The sequence below is a fragment of the Yersinia sp. 2540 StPb PI genome (assembly GCF_052217165.1).
Taxonomy (GTDB): Bacteria; Pseudomonadota; Gammaproteobacteria; order Enterobacterales; family Enterobacteriaceae; genus Yersinia; species Yersinia enterocolitica_E.
Genome location: NZ_JAZGQC010000001.1, coordinates 2821527 through 2842840, shown reverse-complemented (window position 1 = coordinate 2842840; position 21314 = coordinate 2821527). Strand labels below are relative to the sequence as shown.

Sequence of the window (21314 nt, the reverse complement as noted above, 5' to 3'; positions counted from 1 at the left end):
TAGGGGGTGAAACCACCATGGTCATTATCTTACGCCTCTATTTGACAGATTTTTATCTCTACTTACGGTTATGTGAGCCAAAGCCCACCTTTCGGGCAAAAGTTACATTACCCTAACGCCATCGGAGCAAATGCCCTACATTAGAGCTTATGCTCAAATTATAACGCCAACACTTACCGTGATTGTGGAGATAATTTATGAACAGTTTTCTAAATACCCCCCATGCAGTGTGGTTGCACATTGGTGCAGGCTCCTTCCACCGTGCTCACCAAGCCTGGTATCTACACCGGTTACGGGCCATAGGCGATAATCGTTGGTCTATTGCTCTGGCTAATATTCGGGATGACACGACCCCGTTGCTCAATGCATTACAAGCCCAAAACGGCGAATACACCTTGGAAACCGTGACACCAGGGGGAGAGCGTCAATATGAAAAAATCACATCAATCCGCAAAATCATCCCTTGGGATAAAGAACTGAGCCAATTGGTAGCACAAGGTAGCCTGCCAGAAACGCGCGTTATCTCCTTTACCGTGACCGAGGGCGGTTACTACCTGGATAACCAATTTAACCTGCAACAGGATAATGCGGATATCCAGGCTGGCCTCAAAGGTGATTGCCGCACAATATACGGTGCTATCAGCCGTATCTTGCTGCAACGCCAACAGATGCAGAACGGGCCAGTGACCTTGCTGAACTGTGATAATTTGCGTCATAACGGTGAGCGTTTCCGCCATTGCCTGCTTGAGTTCCTCGCACTTCGCGACCAGCAAAGCTTGCTCAGTTGGGTGACAAGTCAAACCCGTAGTCCCAATACCATGGTTGACCGCATTACCCCGCGCCCCGCTGATGACATCGCACCACGGGTGCTGGAACAAACCGGTTTCGCTGATCTGGCACCGGTTATGGGGGAATCATTCATCCAGTGGGTTATTGAGGACGATTTTATTGCCGGACGCCCAGCATTGGAGAATGTGGGTGTAGAGATGGTGGAATCAGTTCTGCCGTATGAAGAGGCAAAAATCCGCATCCTCAATGCCAGTCACAGTTGTATTGCCTGGGCTGGCACCTTGCTTGGGCAAAGTTACATTCATGAAAGTACCCAGACTGACGCTATTCGCCAGATGGCCTATGACTATGTGACTCAGGATGTCATCCCATCACTGTCGCCAAGCCCACTGGATCTTGCCAATTACCGTGATGTGGTGCTGGACCGTTTCAGTAATCCGTATATTCGTGACACCAACCAACGGGTGGCGGCAGATGGCTTTTCCAAAATTCCCGGATTTATTACGCCCACATTGATGGAGTGCTACCAACGAGGTGATACCCCAGCAGCAACCGCGATACTACCCGCATTATTCTTCGTATTTATGGAAAGTTGGCATCAGGGCACCCTGCCGTATGAATACCAGGACGGAATACTGGACGCCGCCGCCGTCCATGCCATGTTCCAATCAGCTGATCCGGTAGGTCTGTTCGCTCGCGACAGCAAGCTATTTGGGCCACTAGCCAGTGACAGCCAGTTTGAACAGCTGCTGCGCCAATCGATTGACCGGGTAAATACCTGGCTCGTTGCTAACCGTTAATCATCGACAAGGAATTGCTATGTATCTTGGACTTGATTTAGGGACGTCAGAAATTAAAGCCATGGTGATTGATGACCGGGGCCAGATTCTGGCCAGTGAAGGCGAACCCTTGACCGTGCAGCGCCCACATCCTTTATGGTCGGAGCAAAATCCCACTGACTGGTGGCAGGCGACACAACGGGTTATTGGCCGCCTGCGCCATAAAATACCCCAGCGCTGGGGTGAGATCCTCGCGATTGGCCTTTCCGGTCAAATGCATGGCGCGGTGCTGTTGAGCCGCGAGGATCGTATCTTGCGACCGGCTATTTTGTGGAATGATGCGCGCTGTGCCGAAGAGTGTGATGAGTTGACCCGCAATGCCCCACAGTTACATCAGATTGCCGGAAATCTGGCGATGCCAGGCTTTACTGCACCGAAACTGCTGTGGGTTGCTCGCCATGAGCCGGAGGTGTTCGCACAACTGGCGACGGTACTGCTACCTAAAGATTATCTGCGCTGGATGATGAGTGGCGATAAGGTCAGTGATATGTCTGATGCCGCCGGAACGTTATGGTTGGATGTCGCCAGGCGCGACTGGTCGGACTCTCTCCTGGCTGCCTGCGGATTATCCCGCGATATGATGCCGCGTTTGATTGAAGGTAATGAACCCAGTGGTTACCTGAAAGCAGATATTGCGCGCGAGTGGGGCTTAGCCGATAAAGTGATTATTGCTGGCGGTGGTGGCGATAACGCAGCCAGTGCCGTTGGGATTGGTGCCATCAATCCTGGTGATGGCTTCATCTCTCTGGGCACGTCCGGTGTATTGTTTGCCGTTAATGATTGCTACCGGCCCAATCCACAATCTGCCGTTCATGCCTTTTGCCATGCTTTGCCACATCGCTGGCATCAGATGAGTGTCATGCTGACCGCAGCCAGCGCCCTGCGCTGGTTGTGCCAACTGCTGGGAACCAATGAAACCACCCTTCTATCCGAGGTGGCGCAACTCAGTCGGTCAGAGCAGCGGCTGGCACCAATTTTCCTGCCTTACCTTTCAGGCGAACGCACCCCCCATAACGATCCGCTGGCAACTGGCGCGTTTCATGGCATGACTCATGCGACAGACCGTGCGGCGCTGGGATATGCCGTGCTGGAGGGGGTGACTTTCGGTATTGCTGATGGCCTGGCGGTGTTACAGCAGGCCGGTACCCAACTGAGCCAATCCTCCTTGATTGGTGGTGGTGCACGCAGTGTGTGGTGGGGGCAATTGATGGCTGACACCCTTAACCTGCCAATTGTCACCCACAGCGGTGGGGAGGCTGGTGGGGCTTTAGGTGCCGCACGTTTAGGGTGGCTCGCCAGCGGCGGTGATGAGCAGGAGGTGTGCAGCAAACCACAAATCGACCAACGCTTCATCCCTGATGTTAACCGGCAAGATGCCTTGTTTGCCCGCCTTGAACGCTATCGACTGCTCTATCAACAGCAGCGGCAGTTACGCCAACAACTGCCGCAATAACCATCTAAAAAATAAAGATATAACAAGCCCGGGCGAGCCTATCGCCCTTTTTCTCTGTCCCTATAACTGTTGCTCCTACCAGCAACTCAACCAGCCGGCGCTCAAGCGCCAGAGGAACTTACTATGCAAAAAAAACCTACCCACTGGTTTGGTTTGCCAATGAATTTGTTCTGGGGTTACATTGCCATTGCCATTTTTATGAGCGGCGATGGATTTGAAATGGCCTTCTTATCCAAACATATTACTGATATGGGCTTTTCTCCGGCACAATCAGCCTTTGTGTTTACACTCTATGGCCTAGCTGCTGCCATTGCCGCCTGGAGCTCTGGTGTGGTTGCAGAGATCATCACGCCACAACGCGCCATGCGGATTGGTTTTGTGCTGTGGGTGGTCATGCACTGCTTATTTATGGTATTCGGTTTAGGCATTAAAAGTTATCCACTTATGTTGCTGTTCTATGGTATTCGTGGGTTGGCCTATCCGTTATTTATCTATTCATTTGTTATGTTAATTGTCCAAAACGTCCCTAAACAGCAACTCTCTTCTGCCATGGGTTGGTTTTGGGCGATGTATTCAGTCGGTATCGGTGTCATAGGGAGCTATTTGCCCAGTTTTACCATTCCGGTGATGGGTGAAACCGGTACGTTGTGGTTTGCCATTGTCTGGGTCATGGCCGGCGGTATGATGGCGTTGATATTACTGCGCAATGTTGGCACTGCCAGCCCTAAAGCATCACTCTCAAATAAAGAAAAAATCAAAGAGTTGTCTCGGGCCGTCACTATTCTGTTTACCAATAAAAACATCTTCTTATCCTGTTTAATCCGCATCATCAACACCCTGTCATTATTTGGTTTTGCCGTTATTATGCCGCTCCTGTTCGTTGGCCGACTTGGTTTTACCATGTCTGAATGGCTGCAAATCTGGGCGGTGTTCTTCTTCGTGACAATTTTCACCAATATTATGTGGGGGATCTTGGGCGAAAAAATTGGTTGGATGCGGCAGGTGCGTTGGTTTGGCTGTATCGGTTGTGCCCTTTCCAGTCTGGCGTTCTACTATATTCCGGTTCATTTCGGCCATAATTTCTGGGCGGCCCTGATCCCGGCAGTAATGTTGGGGATAACCGTAGCCGCTTTCGTTCCGATGACCGCGGTATTCCCGGTATTGGAACCGGAACACAAAGGTGCAGCCATCTCGATTTATAACTTGTCTGCGGGTCTGAGTAACTTTGTTGCCCCGGCGATTGCCTCGCTGGTGTTACCTTTCTTCGATATTGTTGGCGTGGTGTGGGTTTATACTGCGCTGTATCTGATTGCTGCTGTGCTGACCCTGATTGTTAAAGTTGAGCAACCAGGGCATGCAGATACCTATTATCGCAAAGAATCACTCGATAGCCTCGCGGGGCATCCTGCTACGGCCAGTTTACACCCTGAGCGCTAGCGGGTTATTTTTTAAGCTGAGGCCAATACCGTCGAAATCAATATTTCAGCAACCCGAAGTTTAGACATAAAAAACGCCCGTGCTGAGACGGGCGTTTTCCATAGCGTCATTGATACCATCATCGCAACAATTAGCGCTGCATCCACTGGCCATTAATACCGCGCACATATTCACCGGCAGCCGCACGGTTAACTAACTTTTGCCCTGCCAGCTTGGCAACATCTTCAGTTGAAATATGGTTTTTCTGCGCCACTTCCTGATATTTCTCTGTTCTGGCAATATTGATTTGCTCTACCAACGCCAGTGTCTCAGGATCTTTTTTGACCGGAGCCAAATAACCACTTAGGGTTTCGCCAACCCGCCCTTGCTGCTTTGCCTGTTCCACTGTCAGGGCGAAAGCCATGGCGCTGAACAGCAAACTGCCACTCAATATCGTCCACCCCAACATCACTCGAATCAGCCTTAGTCTGCCACCAATCCAGCCTGAACTTTGCTTTTTCATCGTGGCTCCTTAAAATAGATTGGATTGATTTTTAAGCAAGTTTTCCACATCTTTATCAACTTTTATCTGGATTTCATGCTCAATCTTGACGTTCATATTGATAGTGATCGGTTTTTCCGGTGTCGCTACCTCAAGGCGTAAACAGCCACTGAGCATCAAAACACCCAAAGCTATTGCCACACGTTCCCCTGTCAAGATCTTCATTCCTTCGTCCTCGCCGGTATCACTGTTGGTTGTAAAGAAAGCGTCTGTTGTAGCCACTCTTGTAAATTGTCACCAAAACGCAGGCTACGCCAGAGTTGGAACACATTTTCCTGATGCTGATAATTCAATACTATCTCACGCTTTGAGTTTTTTTGCGTATTCACACCATGAATCTTCGAGCGTAATGTCAATTGCCCCAAATTATCCAGATCCACTTTGGCATAAGATTGATAAATCTCCATATAGCGTAACCAATCAATCGCGGCACCGGCGACAAAGTTACTATCACCGATTGAATTGGCCAGATCTTGATCGAGGCGCAATGTCACCCTGCCATCGTTAGCAATCCAACCATTACGCACCAACCACTGTGGGTTATTGAGATAAAGAGGCAATTCCCCGTTGACCTTCCCCGACATCGCAAACTGTTTCGGTTGTAGCACCGTAAATAGCTCACTCAAGTCAATGGCAGTTAATTTCAGCACGGCGGCGTCGTGTTGCGGTAAGCGTAACGCGGACAAACTCAGATGGCCGTTAAGAATGTCCATACCGACGTTACTCAAAGTTAACGGTGCATCATCAGAATAGGGATAAGTACCTTGTAAATCAGCAGTAATATTCTGCATTTCAAACAAGTTGCTTATTGAGGCGATACGCAACATCACCGGGTCTTTCGCGCCCAACTGCCAGTGGTGATTCTGCAAGCGATACGACATAACAAAATCTAACCCGCTCATTTCGCCGTCTTTCAGCCACATCCCGCCATTGTTCACCACCCAGTGACCACCGGCGGTAAAGCCTTGTTCTCGGGCTGCCGAAAAGGCCGCCTGAGCATACAGCTCTCCATCACGCAGTTTGATGCCTAATTCTGATGCGATAAGCGGCTGGAATACGGTTAACGATTGTTTCGGCCACCAGCCCTCACCCCGTAACCGCTCGCCATCCCAGCGGCCGCGCAGTGGGATCGGCCCGATCGGCTGCGCCTGCAATTGCCCCTGCCACAGAAAGCTGTTTGGTTCCCGACCATTGAGTTGCAAAGATAATTCAGCGGGAGGTAGATAACCGCCCCCGTCGCTGAACGACACTTTTTTCGCCCCTAATGCAAAACCGGCAATAAAGGCTGGGTGATGGTTATCGCGCTGCCAGGTGAGTGGCTTCACCAATGTCAGTCTTGGTGCCTCAACCTTAACCAGACCATATTGCAACCGATCAAAACCGGTCGAGAGCTGGTCAACGGTGATTAATGTATCGCGCCAACTCCCCTTGCCCGCCATATCCCAGCGAGCAGCCAGTGGCGGCAGGTGACCATTGCCCCAGTAACGCCACTGCCAATAACCTTTGTCCGGCCAAAACTCTTGCGCCTGACCATCCAAATGCAGGTTGAAATTCCCCCAATAGCTGTCTTGTGCATCAACGATGGCTTGTAGACGCCCGCTAACCCCGGCAGCCGTGACCTTGACACCAGCCAATGGCCAGCGAGCATCTCTTATCCGCAATTCAGGCGTCACATTGCCATGCGCGCGCAGTAACGCCCCTGGGTGCAGCACCCACGTTGGGTTCAACACCGAACCACTGAGCAGCCCTGGAATGGTGGCATTAAGCACCATTTTCTCCAGATTGGCCTGACCACTGAGTTGGAATTTTAAATCGCTGTTTATCATGCTCAGATTACCCGGCCCGAGGGTCAACACGGCATTCCCCTTACCGCTCTGCCCAGAGGTAATCACATTAATTCGTGCGTCAACTGAGGTCTGATCCAACCCTTGGTCCCAGTCATGTAACGTCAGGTTAATACCGCCACTTAATGGTTGCTGCGCGTATGGCCATTGCCACTGTCCGTTAACTAGCTGAATTTGGTTTACCGCAACACGCCATGGCAACCGTGCGAGCGGCACATCATCGCCACGCTCAGTGAGCGTCAGCACACCTTGCTGCTGTTGCCAGCTCAAGTTTAGAAGCAGTGGTTTAGACAGATAACCGGTGGTTAGCATCCCCTGTAATTCACCCTGTTCCGGCCAATCATCCAGTGACAAAGGAATCTTTATTTTGCCACTGAGTTCGAAAGGCTGCGGGGTACCAGGAACCGCAATAGAGAATTGATGCAAACTCAGTTGTTGATCCTGATCAAGGGTCGCGGCAAAGCTCAGTTGCGGCCCTTGATAACGTAACTCTTGAATCAATTTAAGCTTATCGGGCGAGGTGAGGGTCAGTTTACCGGCATATTGCTGCCAGGGCGTAATCTGCAAATTACTGATATCCAGATCCAGCACCGATAACTGCTGTTGCCAGTAAGCTAAATTCAGTGGTGCGCTGTCGCCATTAGTCGGTAATTTACTCAAACAGGCGGTATCCAACGCAACATTACCGGCCGCAAGTTGCCAGCGCCCCTGATGGTAGCCGACACTCAATTGATTCATATTAGCGAGGGTGCAGTCTTGTATCGAATAGCGCAATTGCTTGATACGCAGTGCGCCGTCACGCCATACCGGTGGCGTAGCCAGCGTTATCTGACTCCCCACAGGTAACCAATAATGTGCCACTTTGGGTAACCACTGTGGCAGGGTTTTCCATAATGCCATCAGAGAAATTGCGCTGATTAATAACAACCAACCCACTATTTTTGCGCATTTAGCCATGACTCGCCTTGTTTTATCCCCAACCAGACTTACGGTGTGCTTTAATCAAATCACCGCAAGATACCATAATAGATAACGCTACCCTTGCAACTCAGACAAAACTGTTGCCATTGAAAGTTGGCATAAAAACCTTATCTCTTTGGCATGAAAAAGTTACAAGTGCTCTATTTAACTTATTATTGTGGCAAATTGTATGATTTATTCAAATCTGTTAGATTGATCACAATATTTTAGCGGAGATATCGCGATGAAATTAGCCGTTTACAGTACTAAACAGTATGACCGTAAATACCTCGAATTGGTCAACAAAGATTTTGGCTTTGAATTAGAGTTTTTCGATTTTCTGTTAACGCCAAAAACAGCAAAAATGGCTGCTGGCTGTGATGCGGTCTGTCTTTTCGTCAACGATGATGGTTGTCGTGCGACATTAGAAGAACTGAAAAGTGTCGGCGTCGAGATTCTGGCGTTGCGTTGCGCTGGTTTCAATAATGTGGATCTGGAAGCCGCGAAAGAACTGGGAATTCAGGTAGTTCGTGTCCCGGCCTATTCACCTGAGGCGGTCGCTGAACATGCTGTGGGTATGATGATGAGCCTTAACCGCCGAATTCATCGTGCTTATCAGCGCACCCGTGATGCCAATTTCTCGCTGGAAGGACTGATCGGCTTCAATATGCATAACCGTACTGCCGGGATTATCGGTACCGGTAAAATTGGTGTGGCAACCATGCGCATTCTGAAGGGTTTTGGTATGCGTCTGCTCGCTTTTGACCCCTATCCAAGTGCGCAAGCTCTGGAACTGGGTGCTGAATATGTCGATCTCAAAACGCTATATGCTGAATCTGACGTTATTTCCTTGCATTGCCCGATGACACCGGAAAACCATCATCTGCTTAATAAACAATCATTTGATCAAATGAAAAACGGTGTAATGATCATCAACACCAGTAGGGGTGGTCTGATTGACTCTACCGCAGCCATTGATGCCCTGAAACAGCAAAAAATAGGTTCGCTCGGCATGGATGTATATGAAAATGAACGTGACCTGTTCTTTGAAGACAAATCCAACGACGTGATTCAGGATGATGTTTTCCGCCGTTTATCTTCTTGTCATAACGTGTTATTTACCGGGCATCAGGCGTTTCTGACCGAAGAGGCGCTGACCAGTATTTCGGCCACCACAATGCAGAATATTGCCCAGTTGAAAAAGGGTGAACCCTGCCCGAATATTATTACCGCCTGATTATTTATACGTTTAACAAGCGGCAGCATGAGATACCCAATAGATTTCGAGCACAGGCAGATGGCAAACAGAAGTAGCCAATACACCTGATACTTGAAAGATGGCGGGTATCAACGTGCCGGACAAGCGCCGCGCATTAACGCCCATTCTTCACAACGTTTACCATCGGGTAACTGACACATCCCTACGCTGCCACCATTGAGTTGTTTGGCAATGGTTAATACACCACCGGCATTGGCACAATTGAATGCCGCCGGATTGGCCATATTAATATTATGGTGGACACTGGCGCTGGTGGCTTGTTGCACGGGTTCATAGGCATCAACATTATTTAAAGCTGTATCCGTTGGGTCATTGCTGCTACAGGCGGCTAAAAAGAACACAGCGCCACCCACAAACATTGATAATACTTTCATTCTTCTGCTCCGGCATGAGAAAGGCATAAATCTATTGTTTAATGCAATTTCATCTACGCTAATTGGCTTATATAATATCTGTTATAATTAAAACACAACATAAATAAGCGCAAATTCGATAATTAAACTTAACCTGTAACAAGGTGAATAGCCGAATTATCAAGGTAGTTTGCTGTTAAAAATTTGGCGAAATAACCAAACCGAGACTAATTAGATAGAGAATCAGTTACCTACGATTTGGATAAAAATAAAACGGGAATAACTATGATCACTGATTTACTGCTACGAATAGCCCTTGCCGGATTGCTGGGTGGGTTAATAGGTATTGAACGTCAATTGCGGTCAAAAGAAGCAGGATTGCGTACTCATATCCTGGTTGGCATCGGCAGTGCCATGTTTATGATTGTTTCAAAATACGGTTTCGAGGATTTACTGACACTGGAACACGTCAGTTTTGACCCTAGTCGAGTCGCAGCACAGGTTGTCAGCGGCATGGGGTTCCTGGGGGCCGGGACGATTATGATTCAAAAGCAGATGGTTAAAGGCCTAACAACCGCAGCCGGTATGTGGGTAACAGCGGCTATCGGCCTGGTGATTGGTAGCGGCCTGTATGAAATTGGCATCTATGGCACGCTGATGACACTGGTGGTACTGGAGATCTTCCGCCAATTGAGTAATCGCCTGCTTGGCCAGCACCATTATGTCTCGATCAAACTGTTACCCGAGAGTGTGCCACTTATTCTGGTCGCACTGCAAAAACTGCGACTGCGGCCAATTAACCTGTCAGTGGTACAAAAACGTGAAGAGAAGAATGCCGGTTGTGAACTGACCATGGAAGTGACCTTGTCACCTAGAAAAAGTCTCGATCAGTTTTATGAGACGTTATTGGCTATTGATGGCATACATCAATTAGACATTAAATAGTTGAAAAGGACGTTGTCCTACGTTTCAGTGACACCGACCCTCACCCATTAGCGTGTTATCCCGCCCCACCACGATAACGCGCTAATAGATGAGTTCCGCCTGTATCCTACAGGCGTGATTAATGCATGGGTGTCTTAGACAGCAGATTAATCACCATAACCCCCGCAATGATTAGCGTCATCCCGGCAATGGCTGCCCAATCAAGTTTTTGTTGGTACATAAAGGTAGCGGCGATCGACACCAAAACAATACCCAACCCTGACCAGATGGCATAAGCGATACCCAATGGCATGGTTTTAACCACCTGCGAAAGCCCCCAAAATGCAACACCGTAGCCAATAACCACCACAATTGAGGGTACCAATCGGGTAAACCCATCAGATGCTTTCAGCATCGTAGTCGCCACTACTTCGGCAACAATTGCCATCATTAAATACATGAAACCGCTCATCATCATTTTCTCATTTCAGTATTGGGTCAACATTATGCCCGTCCCATATTAAATGTTCATTAAATCTAATTCAGTTTCACAATTATTTTACAAAAGCACCCATAGGTATTGCTTCGCCAAGCGATATCTGAGCAGCGCAATAAATAGTTTTCTAATTGTAATAATTATTATCCGAATAACATCTATATAAGCTTTGCCAGCGTTACTGGCTTATTTTCTGCATTTTAACTGAAAGCATTTAGCCCCCCAGCCACACAAATTCGATAACTGACAAAAATGCACTCTGCTAGAATTTCAGTATTAGTTCAAATAATTCGTTAACCGTCAGAGGCACCCATTACTACTTTGGTCTCTGCGTGACAAGCAATGTGAAGGTATAAATTAATGATTACTACTGACGGTAACAGTGCAGTAGCTTCTGTGGCCTATCGCGCCAGCGAAGTTATTGCTATCTACCCTATTACACCCAGTTCTACCATGGCAGAGCTTGCTGATGCATGGTCAGGTGATGGTAAAGTCAATATTTGGGGAGACGTTCCCCGCGTGGTTGAAATGCAGTCAGAAGGCGGCGCCATTGCCACTGTGCATGGCGCACTACAAACTGGCGCGCTGTCGACCTCCTTTACCTCTTCGCAGGGATTGCTGTTGATGATCCCCACGTTGTATAAGTTAGCGGGTGAACTGACCCCTTTCGTACTGCATGTTGCAGCCCGAACCATTGCGACTCATGCCTTATCCATTTTTGGTGATCACTCCGATGTTATGGCCGTGCGCCAGACCGGTTGTGCCATGCTGTGCGCCAGCAGTGTACAAGAAGCGCAGGATTTCGCCCTGATTTCACAGGTAGCGACGCTCAATAGTCGCATTCCATTTATTCATTTCTTTGATGGTTTTCGCACCTCACATGAAATCAATAAAATTGTGCCACTCGATGATGACACGCTACGCCAATTATTGCCGCAAAAAGGGATAGATGGCCACCGTAGCCGAGCGCTGTCACCGGAGAGTCCGGTTGTGCGCGGTACCTCTGCCAACCCTGATACCTATTTCCAGTCGCGCGAAGCGACCAACCCTTGGTATAACAACACCTATCAGCATGTTGCTGATGCCATGGCCGCTTTTGCCGAGGCCACTGGGCGCGAATATAAACCATTTGAATATTACGGCCACCCACAGGCGGAGCGTGTCATTATCTTAATGGGTTCCGCTATCGGCACCTGCGAAGAAGTGATCGATACTTTGTTGACGCGCGGCGAAAAAGTCGGCGTGCTTAAAGTGCGTCTATTCCGCCCTTTCTCTGCAGCGCAGCTGTTGAGTGTCTTACCCCAATCAGTAATAAAAGTGGCCGTGTTGGATCGCACCAAAGAACCGGGTGCACTGGCCGAGCCACTCTATCTTGATGTGATGACCGCATTGGCTGAAGCCTATAGCCGTGGCGAACGCGCCACATTACCGAAAGTGATTGGTGGTCGTTATGGTTTGTCTTCCAAGGAGTTTGGCCCTGATTGTGCTCTCGCCATTTTCAAAGAGTTGACATTAGATCTGCCTCGTCCACGTTTCACCGTAGGGATTTTTGATGATGTTACTGGCCTGTCATTACCATTGACTGATGAAAAGATAGAACAACGCGCCACACTGGAGGCGCTGTTCTATGGCCTGGGCAGTGATGGTTCGGTCTCTGCCACTAAAAACAACATCAAGATAATCGGCAACAGTACCTCACTGTATGCACAGGGTTATTTTGTTTATGACTCGAAAAAAGCGGGTGGCCTGACGGTCTCGCACTTGCGCGTCAGTGAAACGCCGATCAATTCCGCCTATCTGGTCAGCCACGCCGATTTTGTCGGTTGCCACCAGTTGCAGTTTATTGATATTTACCAAATGGCCGAACGGCTGAAACCGGGTGGTATCTTCCTGATTAATACCCCATTCAGTGCAGACGAAATGTGGTCTCGCCTACCACAAGAAGTGCAAGCCGTATTACACCAGCGCAATGCACGGCTGTTTGTGATCAATGCAGCCAAAATTGCCCGTGAATGCAAACTGGGCGCTCGTATTAATACCGTGATGCAGATGGCGTTCTTCCATCTGACACAGATTTTACCCACTGCGATGGCGCAACAGCAGTTGCGGGCCGCGATTGATGGTAGCTACAGCAATAAAGGGCCAGAAATTGTCACGCGCAACTGGCAGGCGCTGGATGCCACCCTTGATGCACTGATTGAAATCCCGCTACAACCGATTAATGAAAACAGCCCGATGCGGCCACCGATCGTCTCCGATCAGGCACCTGATTTCGTCAAAACAGTTACCGCAACCATGTTGGCTGGTTTGGGTGACGCGCTGCCGGTGTCGGCCTTCCCGCCTGATGGAACCTGGCCGGTGGGTACGACCCAGTGGGAAAAACGCAATATTGCAGAAAATATTCCTATCTGGCAGCCCGATCTCTGTACCCAGTGCAACCACTGCGTTGCCGCCTGCCCGCACTCAGCAATCCGTGCCAAAGTGGTACCGCCAGAGGCTATGTCTGGTGCACCTGACAGCTTGCAGTCACTCGATGTCAAAGCCCGTGATATGCGTGGGCAGAAGTATGTGTTACAAGTTGCGCCGGAAGATTGCACCGGATGTAACCTGTGCTATGAAGTCTGTCCGGCCAAAGATCGCCAGAATCCTGAAATCAAAGCCATCAACATGCAACCACGGCTGGAGCACCTGGTGGAAGAAAAAACGCACTATGACTTCTTCCTCAAATTGCCGGAAATCGATAAAACCCAAATGGAACGTATTGATATCCGTACGTCACAATTGATTTCCCCGCTGTTTGAATACTCTGGAGCCTGTTCGGGTTGTGGCGAAACACCGTATATTAAGCTGTTGACCCAGTTATATGGCGATCGTCTGTTAATTGCCAACGCCACCGGTTGCTCATCAATCTATGGCGGCAATCTACCTACCACGCCTTATACCACCAACGCCGATGGCCGTGGTCCGGCATGGGCTAACTCACTGTTCGAAGATAATGCCGAGTTCGGGCTGGGCTTCCGCCTCACCGTCGATCAGCATCGTCAGCGGGTAACCCGCCTAATCAACCAACTGGCACCACAGTTGCCGCAAGAGCTGGTCGATCAGTTAATACTTCAGGATGCCACGCCAGAAGTACGCCGTGAGCAAGTCTCTCAATTGCGTCAGCTATTGCGTGACATCCCAGGCAATGATGCTCAACAATTGGCAACGGATGCGGATTATTTAGTCGATAAATCCATCTGGTTGATTGGTGGCGATGGCTGGGCATATGACATTGGTTTTGGTGGACTTGACCATGTATTGAGCCTAACAGAAAACGTCAATGTGCTGGTGCTCGATACCCAGTGTTACTCCAACACCGGCGGCCAGCAATCTAAAGCGACCCCGCTCGGGGCAGTCACTAAATTTGGTGAGCATGGCAAACGTAAGGCGCGCAAAGACTTAGGCGTCAGTATGATGATGTATGGCCATGTCTATGTTGCGCAGATTTCGCTGGGAGCGCAGCTCAATCAGACGGTAAAAGCCATTCAAGAAGCGGAAGCCTATCCTGGCCCATCGCTGATTATCGCTTACAGTCCGTGTGAGGAGCATGGTTATGATTTGGCCTACAGCCATGATCAAATGAAGCAATTAACCGCCACCGGTTTCTGGCCGCTATACCGCTTTGACCCACGCCGCACTGACGAAGGCAAAGCGGCCTTGGCATTGGACTCCCGCCCACCAAGCAGTGACCTGACCACCACACTGCTGAATGAGCAACGTTTCCGCCGACTCAATACCCAAGAGCCGGAGGTGGCGGCACAGTTGTACGCGGCGGCGGAGAAAGACTTGAAAAAACGCTACGACTTCCTGAGCTTACTGGCAGGGAAAACAGAAAAAACCGCCTCTGAGGGATAAGTCCACTCAGTATCAACATCGTTTATCAGCAGGATAACAACGCCTCATTCGGGGCGTTGTACTGCGGGTTTTGATTCTGGGGGCACCCTATTCTATTGTTTTTCTCGTACTGAGTATTCCCCCATAAATCAATGGGGGAATAGCAGAATGGGTCAAAGGTGATATTACCGCGTTAACTTAATAGATAAATAAAATCAGAGATTGGTTACATCTATATACAGGGCGTTATTGATATTGGTAGAAGAAACCGTTGCTTCACTAAACGCGTACTCTTCCCTATCCCCTTCACGATCTAACGGCAGGTTGACGAAATCAAAAAGGTTACGGTCAGCTAACTGGCTTGGGCTTACGTTTTGTATTGACTTAAATACACTCTCAACCCGGCCCGGATCTTTTTTATCCCATTCGCTTAGCATGGTTTTAATCGCCTGACGTTGCAAATTCTCCTGCGAACCACACAGGTTACATGGAATTATTGGAAAAGTTTTATACTCAGAATACTTAATCAGGTCTTTCTCGCGGCAATATGCCAGCGGCCTGATAACAATATTACGTCCATCGTCAGAACGTAATTTTGGCGGCATCGCTTTCATGCGTGCACCATGGAAAATATTCAAAAATAGCGTTTCAACAATGTCATCCATATGGTGACCGAGCGCGATTTTTGTAGCGCCAATCTTCTCCGCAAATGAATACAATGTTCCTCTGCGTAGACGAGAACATAGCCCGCAGGTTGTTTTACCTTCAGGTATTTTCTCTTTAACAACCGAATAAGTATCTTTATCCACAATATAATAAGGGATATTAAGGCTTTCAAGATACTCAGGCAGAATATGTTCAGGAAAACCGGGTTGTTTTTGGTCTAAATTTACCGCAATAACATCGAACTTGATCGGCGCAACCTTTTGTAGGCCGAGCAGGATGTCCAACATTGCAAACGAGTCCTTCCCACCACTCATGCATGCCATTACAACGTCATTATCTTCGATCATGTTGTAATCGGTGATAGCATTGCCGACATTTCTCCGAATGCGCTTCTGGAGTTTATTGAACTCAAGGGTTTCTTTTCTTGTATCTTCTTGATTCATAAATACTTATCAGGTCTCTAATAACGTTCAGAGCGACTAATTCCGAGTGAAAAAGTAAAGCGTTATTATACGTAAGTTTATGCATCCATGAAACAGTAGAAATTGCAGCGACCCTGAGCAGGTTGAAAGGAATTAAATATCTGGCTAAAAATGCATAAAAAAAATGCCGATGTTGAGACAACATCGGCATCGTAACAATTATGTGCTATGCAGTAATTCAAAATAAAAGTATTACAAATATGGAGCGCAACGCCCATCGCTTGACGTTGCATTCACCTGCACAGTGATAATGCCTGAGTCATTACCATCAAATCTTGATGTGGCTCAATTTTGCAGTGATTAACCCTATCTCTGGCACACTCTTTTACACGCCTGCCGCTTCATTATTAGAGCCATTTACTGCGCTTTAACCACCAGGCAACACCTAATACCAAAGCCACCAACATCATGCAAAAAGTTGCAAAACCAAAAGAGTCGGTGTTACCGGGGATCCCACCAAGGTTGACCCCAAACAAACCGGTCAAAAAGGTCGTCGGTAAAAAGACCATTGCCAAAAGCGACATGGTATAGGTCCGCCGGTTCATCGCATCAGCCATTAATGAACTAATTTCATCAGACAGCACTGCCGTGCGGGCGATGCTTGAATCTAAATCCTCTAATCCACGGCCCAGACGTTCTGAGATTTCCTGCATTCGACGCCGATCATCATCATTCATCCAGGGCAAACGCTCACTAGCTAATCGAGAGAATACATCGCGCTGTGGTGCCATATAGCGGCGTAACACAATTAGCTGCTTGCGTAATAATGCCATTTGCCCACGCTGGGGGATTTTTTGCTCCAGTAAATCATCTTCAAGATCGATAATTTTGTCGTGTAAGTCTTCGATAAACTCACTGGTATGGTCGGTCAGGCCATCGACAATCTCCACCAGCCAATTACCACTGTCTGTCGGGCCGGTGCCGCTTTGTAAATCATTTAATACATCATCGATGGAGTAAACCTTACGATGGCGAGTTGAGACGATCAATTTATCCGTGATATAGACCCTAATCGTCACTAACTGATCGGGACGGGCATCGGTGTTAAAGTTAATACCACGCAAGGTTATCATCGTGCCATCACCCAGCCGGGTGACCTTAGGACGCACACTCTCCCCCGCCAGGCCATCACGGACCACCTCTGGCAGTAATGGTGTATTTTGCAGCCAGGCTGCACTTTGCGGATAGGTATAATCCAGATGCAACCAGCAAGGCTGCCCCGCGGTGGCGACGGCATCAACACTTATTGACGTCACCCCCCCTTTACCATCGAGTTGATAGGCATAAACCGCATCAGAGACTTGAAGTGCTTTCCCTTCGACTACATCCACAACAACATCCTCTATTTCGTAATTTATCATGCAATTAGCTCAGTGTAGCGCTAGCCACCCGATCTTTAAAGGTGGTGAACCAGGATAGCTCGCCGCAGCCATAACAGAACCGTCTGACACTAACAAAACGCAATGTTAAATGTAGTAAAATAATCTAAACATAAAGTGACCAGATAGATTTAATTATCTCATCACCACTGAGAGCAAATTAAAAAAATAGAAAAAGCCGCCAATTAATACTGGCGGCCTAACTGTCAGAAATACACCGACTTTAGTGTTTGATGATATACATCGTCTGACTGTATGCCACATCCTCAGGGTTAGTGATTGGATAACCTTTCACCCACGGCTTAATTAAACGACCATTGGTAAATTGATATATAGGTGCGATAGGTACTTGCTCGGCAATAATCTGTTCAGCTTTATTATAATCATCACTCAGTGCTTTAGCATTGGTCTGTTTACCCGCTTCATTGAGTAACTTATCATAATCTACACTATTAAATTTGGCGATATTTCCGCTGTGTGTGGATGTCAGCAGTGACAGGAAGGTAGACGGCTCATTATAGTCACCGACCCATGACGCACGAACCACATCAAAATTACCGGTGTTACGGCTGTCAATATATGTCTTCCATTCCTGGTTAATCATTTTGACATCCACACCCAATGTTTTCTTCCACATAGAAGCAATGGCAATGGCTAATTTCTGATTATTATCAGAGGTATTATACAAGAGGGATAATGTTAACGGCTTATCAGGACCATAGCCCGCAGCATGCAGCAATGCTTTGGCTTGTGCGTTCAATTCATCCTGATCTTGCTGCTGCAATAAATTTGCAACCGGATGGTAGCCGGCAGTAACATCAGGCGTAAAGTGATAAGCTGGCTTCTCTCCAGTACCTAATACTTTTTCAGCAATGATTTTACGATCTATCGCATAAGACAATGCTTTACGTACGCGAATATCATTGGTTGGTGCACGTTGCGTATTAAAGGCGTAATAATAGGTTCCTAGCTGATCAGGCGTATAAACCTGGTCAGGAATATCTTTTAGCAACTTCTGATATAAATTTTTCGGAAATGATTCTGTAATATCAATATCACCCGCACGATAACGTTTAGTGGCATTTGCTTCCTGATTAATTGGAATAAACGTTACTTTGGTCAGCACCGTATGCGCATGGTCCCAATAGTGTTCATTTGGTACCAATACCAATTTTTCATTGACGACTCTATCTTGTAATTTAAATGCGCCGTTGCCTACCAGATTACCGACTTTGGTCCAATCATTACCATATTGTTCAACAACAGACTGGGGAACCGGGAATAAACTGAAATTTGCTGTCAGACTTGGGAAATAAGGTACCGGTTTACTGAGTTTGACTTTTAAGGTGTGATTATTAATAGCACTCACCCCTAGCGTGTCGGGTGACATTTTCCCTGAAATAATTTGCTGTGCATTCTCCATCCCCGCTAATTCAGCGAACCAGGCAAAAGGAGATAAACTTTTAGGGTCAACTAATCGACGCCAGCTGTAAACAAAGTCCTGTGCAGTGACCGGTGAGCCGTTAGACCATTTAGCGTCTTTACGTAAGGTAAATATATAGGTTTGGTTATCTGTTGTTTGCCAGCTTAATGCCACTCCGGGAATTATTTGGCCCTGAGCATCCTGATTCACTAAGCCTTCAAACAGGTCACGCGCGACCTGAGCCTCGATTAGCCCCACGGCTTTCATCGGATCAAGGGAGGCTGGCTCATCTTTAATATGACGAACGATTTCTTGTTTTTCTGCCAATACGGTACCCGCAGGAACATCAGCAGCATTTGCTGCGCCCAACGCGGTGCCCACTAATGCGGCACACAATGCATAACGGAAATAGCGCATAATCGATAACCTTATCGTTGTTGTCCATGTCAGCGAAAGCAGCCCCTGACTGCTCATAACGTTAACTACTCACAGCGCGTACCAACATATTCTATGCAGGCAATATTTAGCCATGACCTTGGGGTTACTGTGTGTGTAAATTTAACCCATCATTATTTCTGGATCTATTTATTTAAAGTAAATCAAACAGTAAAGCGTCAACATCAACTCAACACGTTGTCGATATAAACTAGCAGATTAAACCCTATACTGACGATGATAAAATATAGCTCACCACGGCAACATCAAAAGTAAACTGCATTCAACAATACAATCAGCGACTGACGTTAGCCTTTATGGTTCTCTGAACCATTGCCATCAGCATCAAAAATAACTTATTGATTCAAAGAAATAATATTAAATGCTATGTTGAAAGTATTATAAATATGTTCAGGATAACAGAGAACATTATGACTCAATATCGACCTCGTTCAGCACGAGGAAATTTGCTCACCTTAGGCCAACACTACGGCCAATCGCTGCTGGGTGCACCGCTGCTTTACTTCCCTGCCCCCACGTCATCTGTTAACACCGGATTGATTATCGCCGGCACCCATGGCGATGAAAGTGCGGCCATTGTTGCCCTTTCCTGCGCGTTACGCACTATTGCCCCGGAACAACAGCGCCATCATGTGGTATTAGCAGTGAACCCGGATGGTTGCCAATTAGGGTTACGTGCTAATGCCAATGGTGTTGATCTTAATCGCAATTTCCCGGCAAAAAACTGGCAACCAGGCGAGACGGTTTATCGCTGGAACAGTGCCGCTGATGCACGTGATGTCCGGTTATTGACGGGAGAACACGCAGGTTCAGAACCAGAAACACAAGCTTTATGCGCCTTGATTGAGCAACTTGCTCCCCGCTGGGTCGTCTCATTCCATGAACCGCTGGCCTGCATTGAAGACCCTGGTAACTCTGTGCTAGGGGCTCGGTTGGCAGCCAATTTCGCATTACCGCTCGTTAACAGTGTCGGTTACGCCACACCGGGGTCATTTGGTAGCTGGTGCGCTGATCGCAATTTGCCGTGTATCACCGCAGAATTACCGCCGATTTCCGCCGATGCAGCCAGTGAATGTTATCTGGCTGCGTTGGTGGATTTACTTACGTTGGCGGATTAAACCGACAAATCAATCGCCCCCGTAGAGAAGTGCAGTCCATCCTCAATGTCCTGTTCCAACCATGTCGGGCCGTCGAGATCAACAAACCGCGCGCCCGGTGCCAGTGGCAAGGCCGCTCGTATGGCGCGGGAAGTACACAACATGCAACCGAGCATAATGGCAAATCCCTGTGATTTTGCCTGCTCGGCTAGCAATAACGCTTCGGTTAACCCGCCACTTTTGTCCAGTTTAATGTTTACCATGTCATAGCGGCCAACCAGTCCGGCTAAATCCGCCCGCGTATGGCAGCTTTCGTCAGCACAAATCGGCAACGGATGAATAAAATTCTGCAAACTATCATCTTCACCGGCCGGTAGCGGCTGTTCCAGCATCGCCACACCTAAATCTGCCAGTAACTGGCAACGGGCAACCAGCCCTTCGGTTTGCCAGGATTCATTGGCATCCACGATTAAGGTCACTTCTGGCGCAGCACTGCGGATCGCCACTAAACGCTCAGCAATAAGATGGTCATCAAGTTTTATTTTCAGCAATCTGGCGCCAAGATGTGCCAATGCACTGGCACTGTACGCCATCGCTTCTGGCGTGCCGATACTGACTGTTTGAGCCATTGAAATATGGGGAATAGCCGTTGTCTGGCTCATGTGCCACAAACTTTGTCGGTTCTGTAAACATTCCAACTGCCACAGTGCACAATCTACCGCATTCCTGGCCGCCCCTGCGGGTAATAGCTGCTGTAAAGCCTGCCGTGAAATGCCACCTTCTATGGCATTCACAACCAAAGCTAGCTGTGCCATGACCGATGATTCACTTTCACCATAATGTGGATATGGGGTACATTCGCCGCAAGCCAGAATGCCGTCCTCTTCAATCTCGACGACCACCACTTTGGCTTCTGTACGGCTACCACGGGAAATAACAAACGCAGAATGTAAAGGCCATGCCTCAGGGTAGAAACGCATTGTTCTCAATTATGGCTCCTTGGCAGAATTCGGGCTTGAG

16 protein-coding genes are annotated in these 21314 nt (G+C 48.1%); 7 read left to right on the top strand and 9 right to left on the bottom strand.

Features of this window, described 5'->3' with window-relative positions:
* Positions 1 to 197: 197 nt before the first annotated feature.
* From dalD to V1956_RS12990, 3 genes are all read left to right on the top strand, one after another.
* Entirely contained in the window at positions 198 to 1589 is a 1392-nt protein-coding gene (gene dalD, locus V1956_RS13000) for a D-arabinitol 4-dehydrogenase (RefSeq protein ID WP_442825196.1), read from the top strand.
* Positions 1590 to 1608: 19 nt separating this feature from the next.
* Entirely contained in the window at positions 1609 to 3081 is a 1473-nt protein-coding gene (gene xylB / locus V1956_RS12995; RefSeq protein ID WP_050085292.1) for a xylulokinase, read from the top strand.
* Positions 3082 to 3204: 123 nt separating this feature from the next.
* A complete protein-coding gene (locus V1956_RS12990) occupies positions 3205 to 4518 on the top strand; it encodes an MFS transporter (protein ID WP_372559080.1) in 1314 nt (437 codons plus the stop codon).
* Between the two features lie 130 nt (positions 4519 to 4648).
* On the opposite strand, the gene V1956_RS12985 is transcribed toward V1956_RS12990, so the two are convergent.
* The 3 genes from V1956_RS12985 to V1956_RS12975 are packed head-to-tail and all read right to left on the bottom strand — an operon-like array spanning position 4649 to position 7860.
* Complete coding sequence (locus V1956_RS12985) at positions 4649 to 5020, bottom strand: YdbL family protein (RefSeq protein WP_442825195.1); 372 nt, start codon at positions 5018 to 5020, stop codon at positions 4649 to 4651.
* A gap of 9 nt (positions 5021 to 5029) precedes the next feature.
* The gene (locus V1956_RS12980; RefSeq protein WP_372559081.1) at positions 5030 to 5224 is read right to left on the bottom strand and encodes a YnbE family lipoprotein; all 195 of its coding nucleotides are present in this window, start codon (positions 5222 to 5224) and stop codon (positions 5030 to 5032) included.
* Complete coding sequence (locus tag V1956_RS12975) at positions 5221 to 7860, bottom strand: YdbH family protein (RefSeq protein ID WP_442825194.1); 2640 nt, start codon at positions 7858 to 7860, stop codon at positions 5221 to 5223. The genes V1956_RS12980 and V1956_RS12975 overlap by 4 nt, the downstream gene beginning before the upstream one ends.
* 247 nt (positions 7861 to 8107) lie before the next feature.
* On the opposite strand from V1956_RS12975, the gene V1956_RS12970 reads away from it, so the two are divergent.
* Positions 8108 to 9100, top strand: a complete 993-nt coding sequence (locus V1956_RS12970; RefSeq protein WP_083158784.1) for a 2-hydroxyacid dehydrogenase — start codon at positions 8108 to 8110, stop codon at positions 9098 to 9100.
* A gap of 110 nt (positions 9101 to 9210) precedes the next feature.
* Here V1956_RS12970 and V1956_RS12965 read toward each other — a convergent pair whose 3' ends face one another.
* Complete coding sequence (locus tag V1956_RS12965; protein ID WP_442825193.1) at positions 9211 to 9516, bottom strand: putative hemolysin; 306 nt, start codon at positions 9514 to 9516, stop codon at positions 9211 to 9213.
* Positions 9517 to 9780: 264 nt separating this feature from the next.
* On the opposite strand from V1956_RS12965, the gene V1956_RS12960 reads away from it, so the two are divergent.
* Entirely contained in the window at positions 9781 to 10440 is a 660-nt protein-coding gene (locus V1956_RS12960; RefSeq protein WP_420075148.1) for an MgtC/SapB family protein, read from the top strand.
* A gap of 118 nt (positions 10441 to 10558) precedes the next feature.
* Here V1956_RS12960 and V1956_RS12955 read toward each other — a convergent pair whose 3' ends face one another.
* Positions 10559 to 10891, bottom strand: a complete 333-nt coding sequence (locus V1956_RS12955) for a DMT family transporter (protein ID WP_372559906.1) — start codon at positions 10889 to 10891, stop codon at positions 10559 to 10561.
* Between the two features lie 384 nt (positions 10892 to 11275).
* Between V1956_RS12955 and nifJ the strand changes: the two genes are divergently transcribed.
* The gene (nifJ, locus tag V1956_RS12950; protein ID WP_442825192.1) at positions 11276 to 14812 is read left to right on the top strand and encodes a pyruvate:ferredoxin (flavodoxin) oxidoreductase; all 3537 of its coding nucleotides are present in this window, start codon (positions 11276 to 11278) and stop codon (positions 14810 to 14812) included.
* Positions 14813 to 15006: 194 nt separating this feature from the next.
* Here the strand turns inward: nifJ and ttcA are convergent, their stop codons facing one another.
* The 3 genes from ttcA to V1956_RS12935 form a co-directional block, all read right to left on the bottom strand.
* Positions 15007 to 15900 (bottom strand): tRNA 2-thiocytidine(32) synthetase TtcA, encoded by an 894-nt coding sequence (ttcA, locus tag V1956_RS12945; protein WP_372559085.1) that lies wholly within the window; start codon positions 15898 to 15900, stop codon positions 15007 to 15009.
* 386 nt (positions 15901 to 16286) lie between these two features.
* On the bottom strand, positions 16287 to 17270 hold the full coding sequence (gene zntB, locus V1956_RS12940) for a zinc transporter ZntB (RefSeq protein WP_372559086.1): 984 nt from the start codon (positions 17268 to 17270) through the stop codon (positions 16287 to 16289).
* A 271-nt stretch (positions 17271 to 17541) separates the two neighbouring features.
* A complete protein-coding gene (locus V1956_RS12935) occupies positions 17542 to 19158 on the bottom strand; it encodes a peptide ABC transporter substrate-binding protein (protein WP_083158778.1) in 1617 nt (538 codons plus the stop codon).
* A gap of 449 nt (positions 19159 to 19607) precedes the next feature.
* On the opposite strand from V1956_RS12935, the gene mpaA reads away from it, so the two are divergent.
* On the top strand, positions 19608 to 20315 hold the full coding sequence (gene mpaA, locus V1956_RS12930; RefSeq protein WP_420072391.1) for a murein tripeptide amidase MpaA: 708 nt from the start codon (positions 19608 to 19610) through the stop codon (positions 20313 to 20315).
* Here the strand turns inward: mpaA and ycjG are convergent.
* Positions 20312 to 21283 (bottom strand): L-Ala-D/L-Glu epimerase, encoded by a 972-nt coding sequence (ycjG, locus tag V1956_RS12925; protein ID WP_372559088.1) that lies wholly within the window; start codon positions 21281 to 21283, stop codon positions 20312 to 20314. The two genes, mpaA and ycjG, sit on opposite strands and share 4 nt — an antisense overlap.
* Positions 21284 to 21314: the final 31 nt, after the last annotated feature.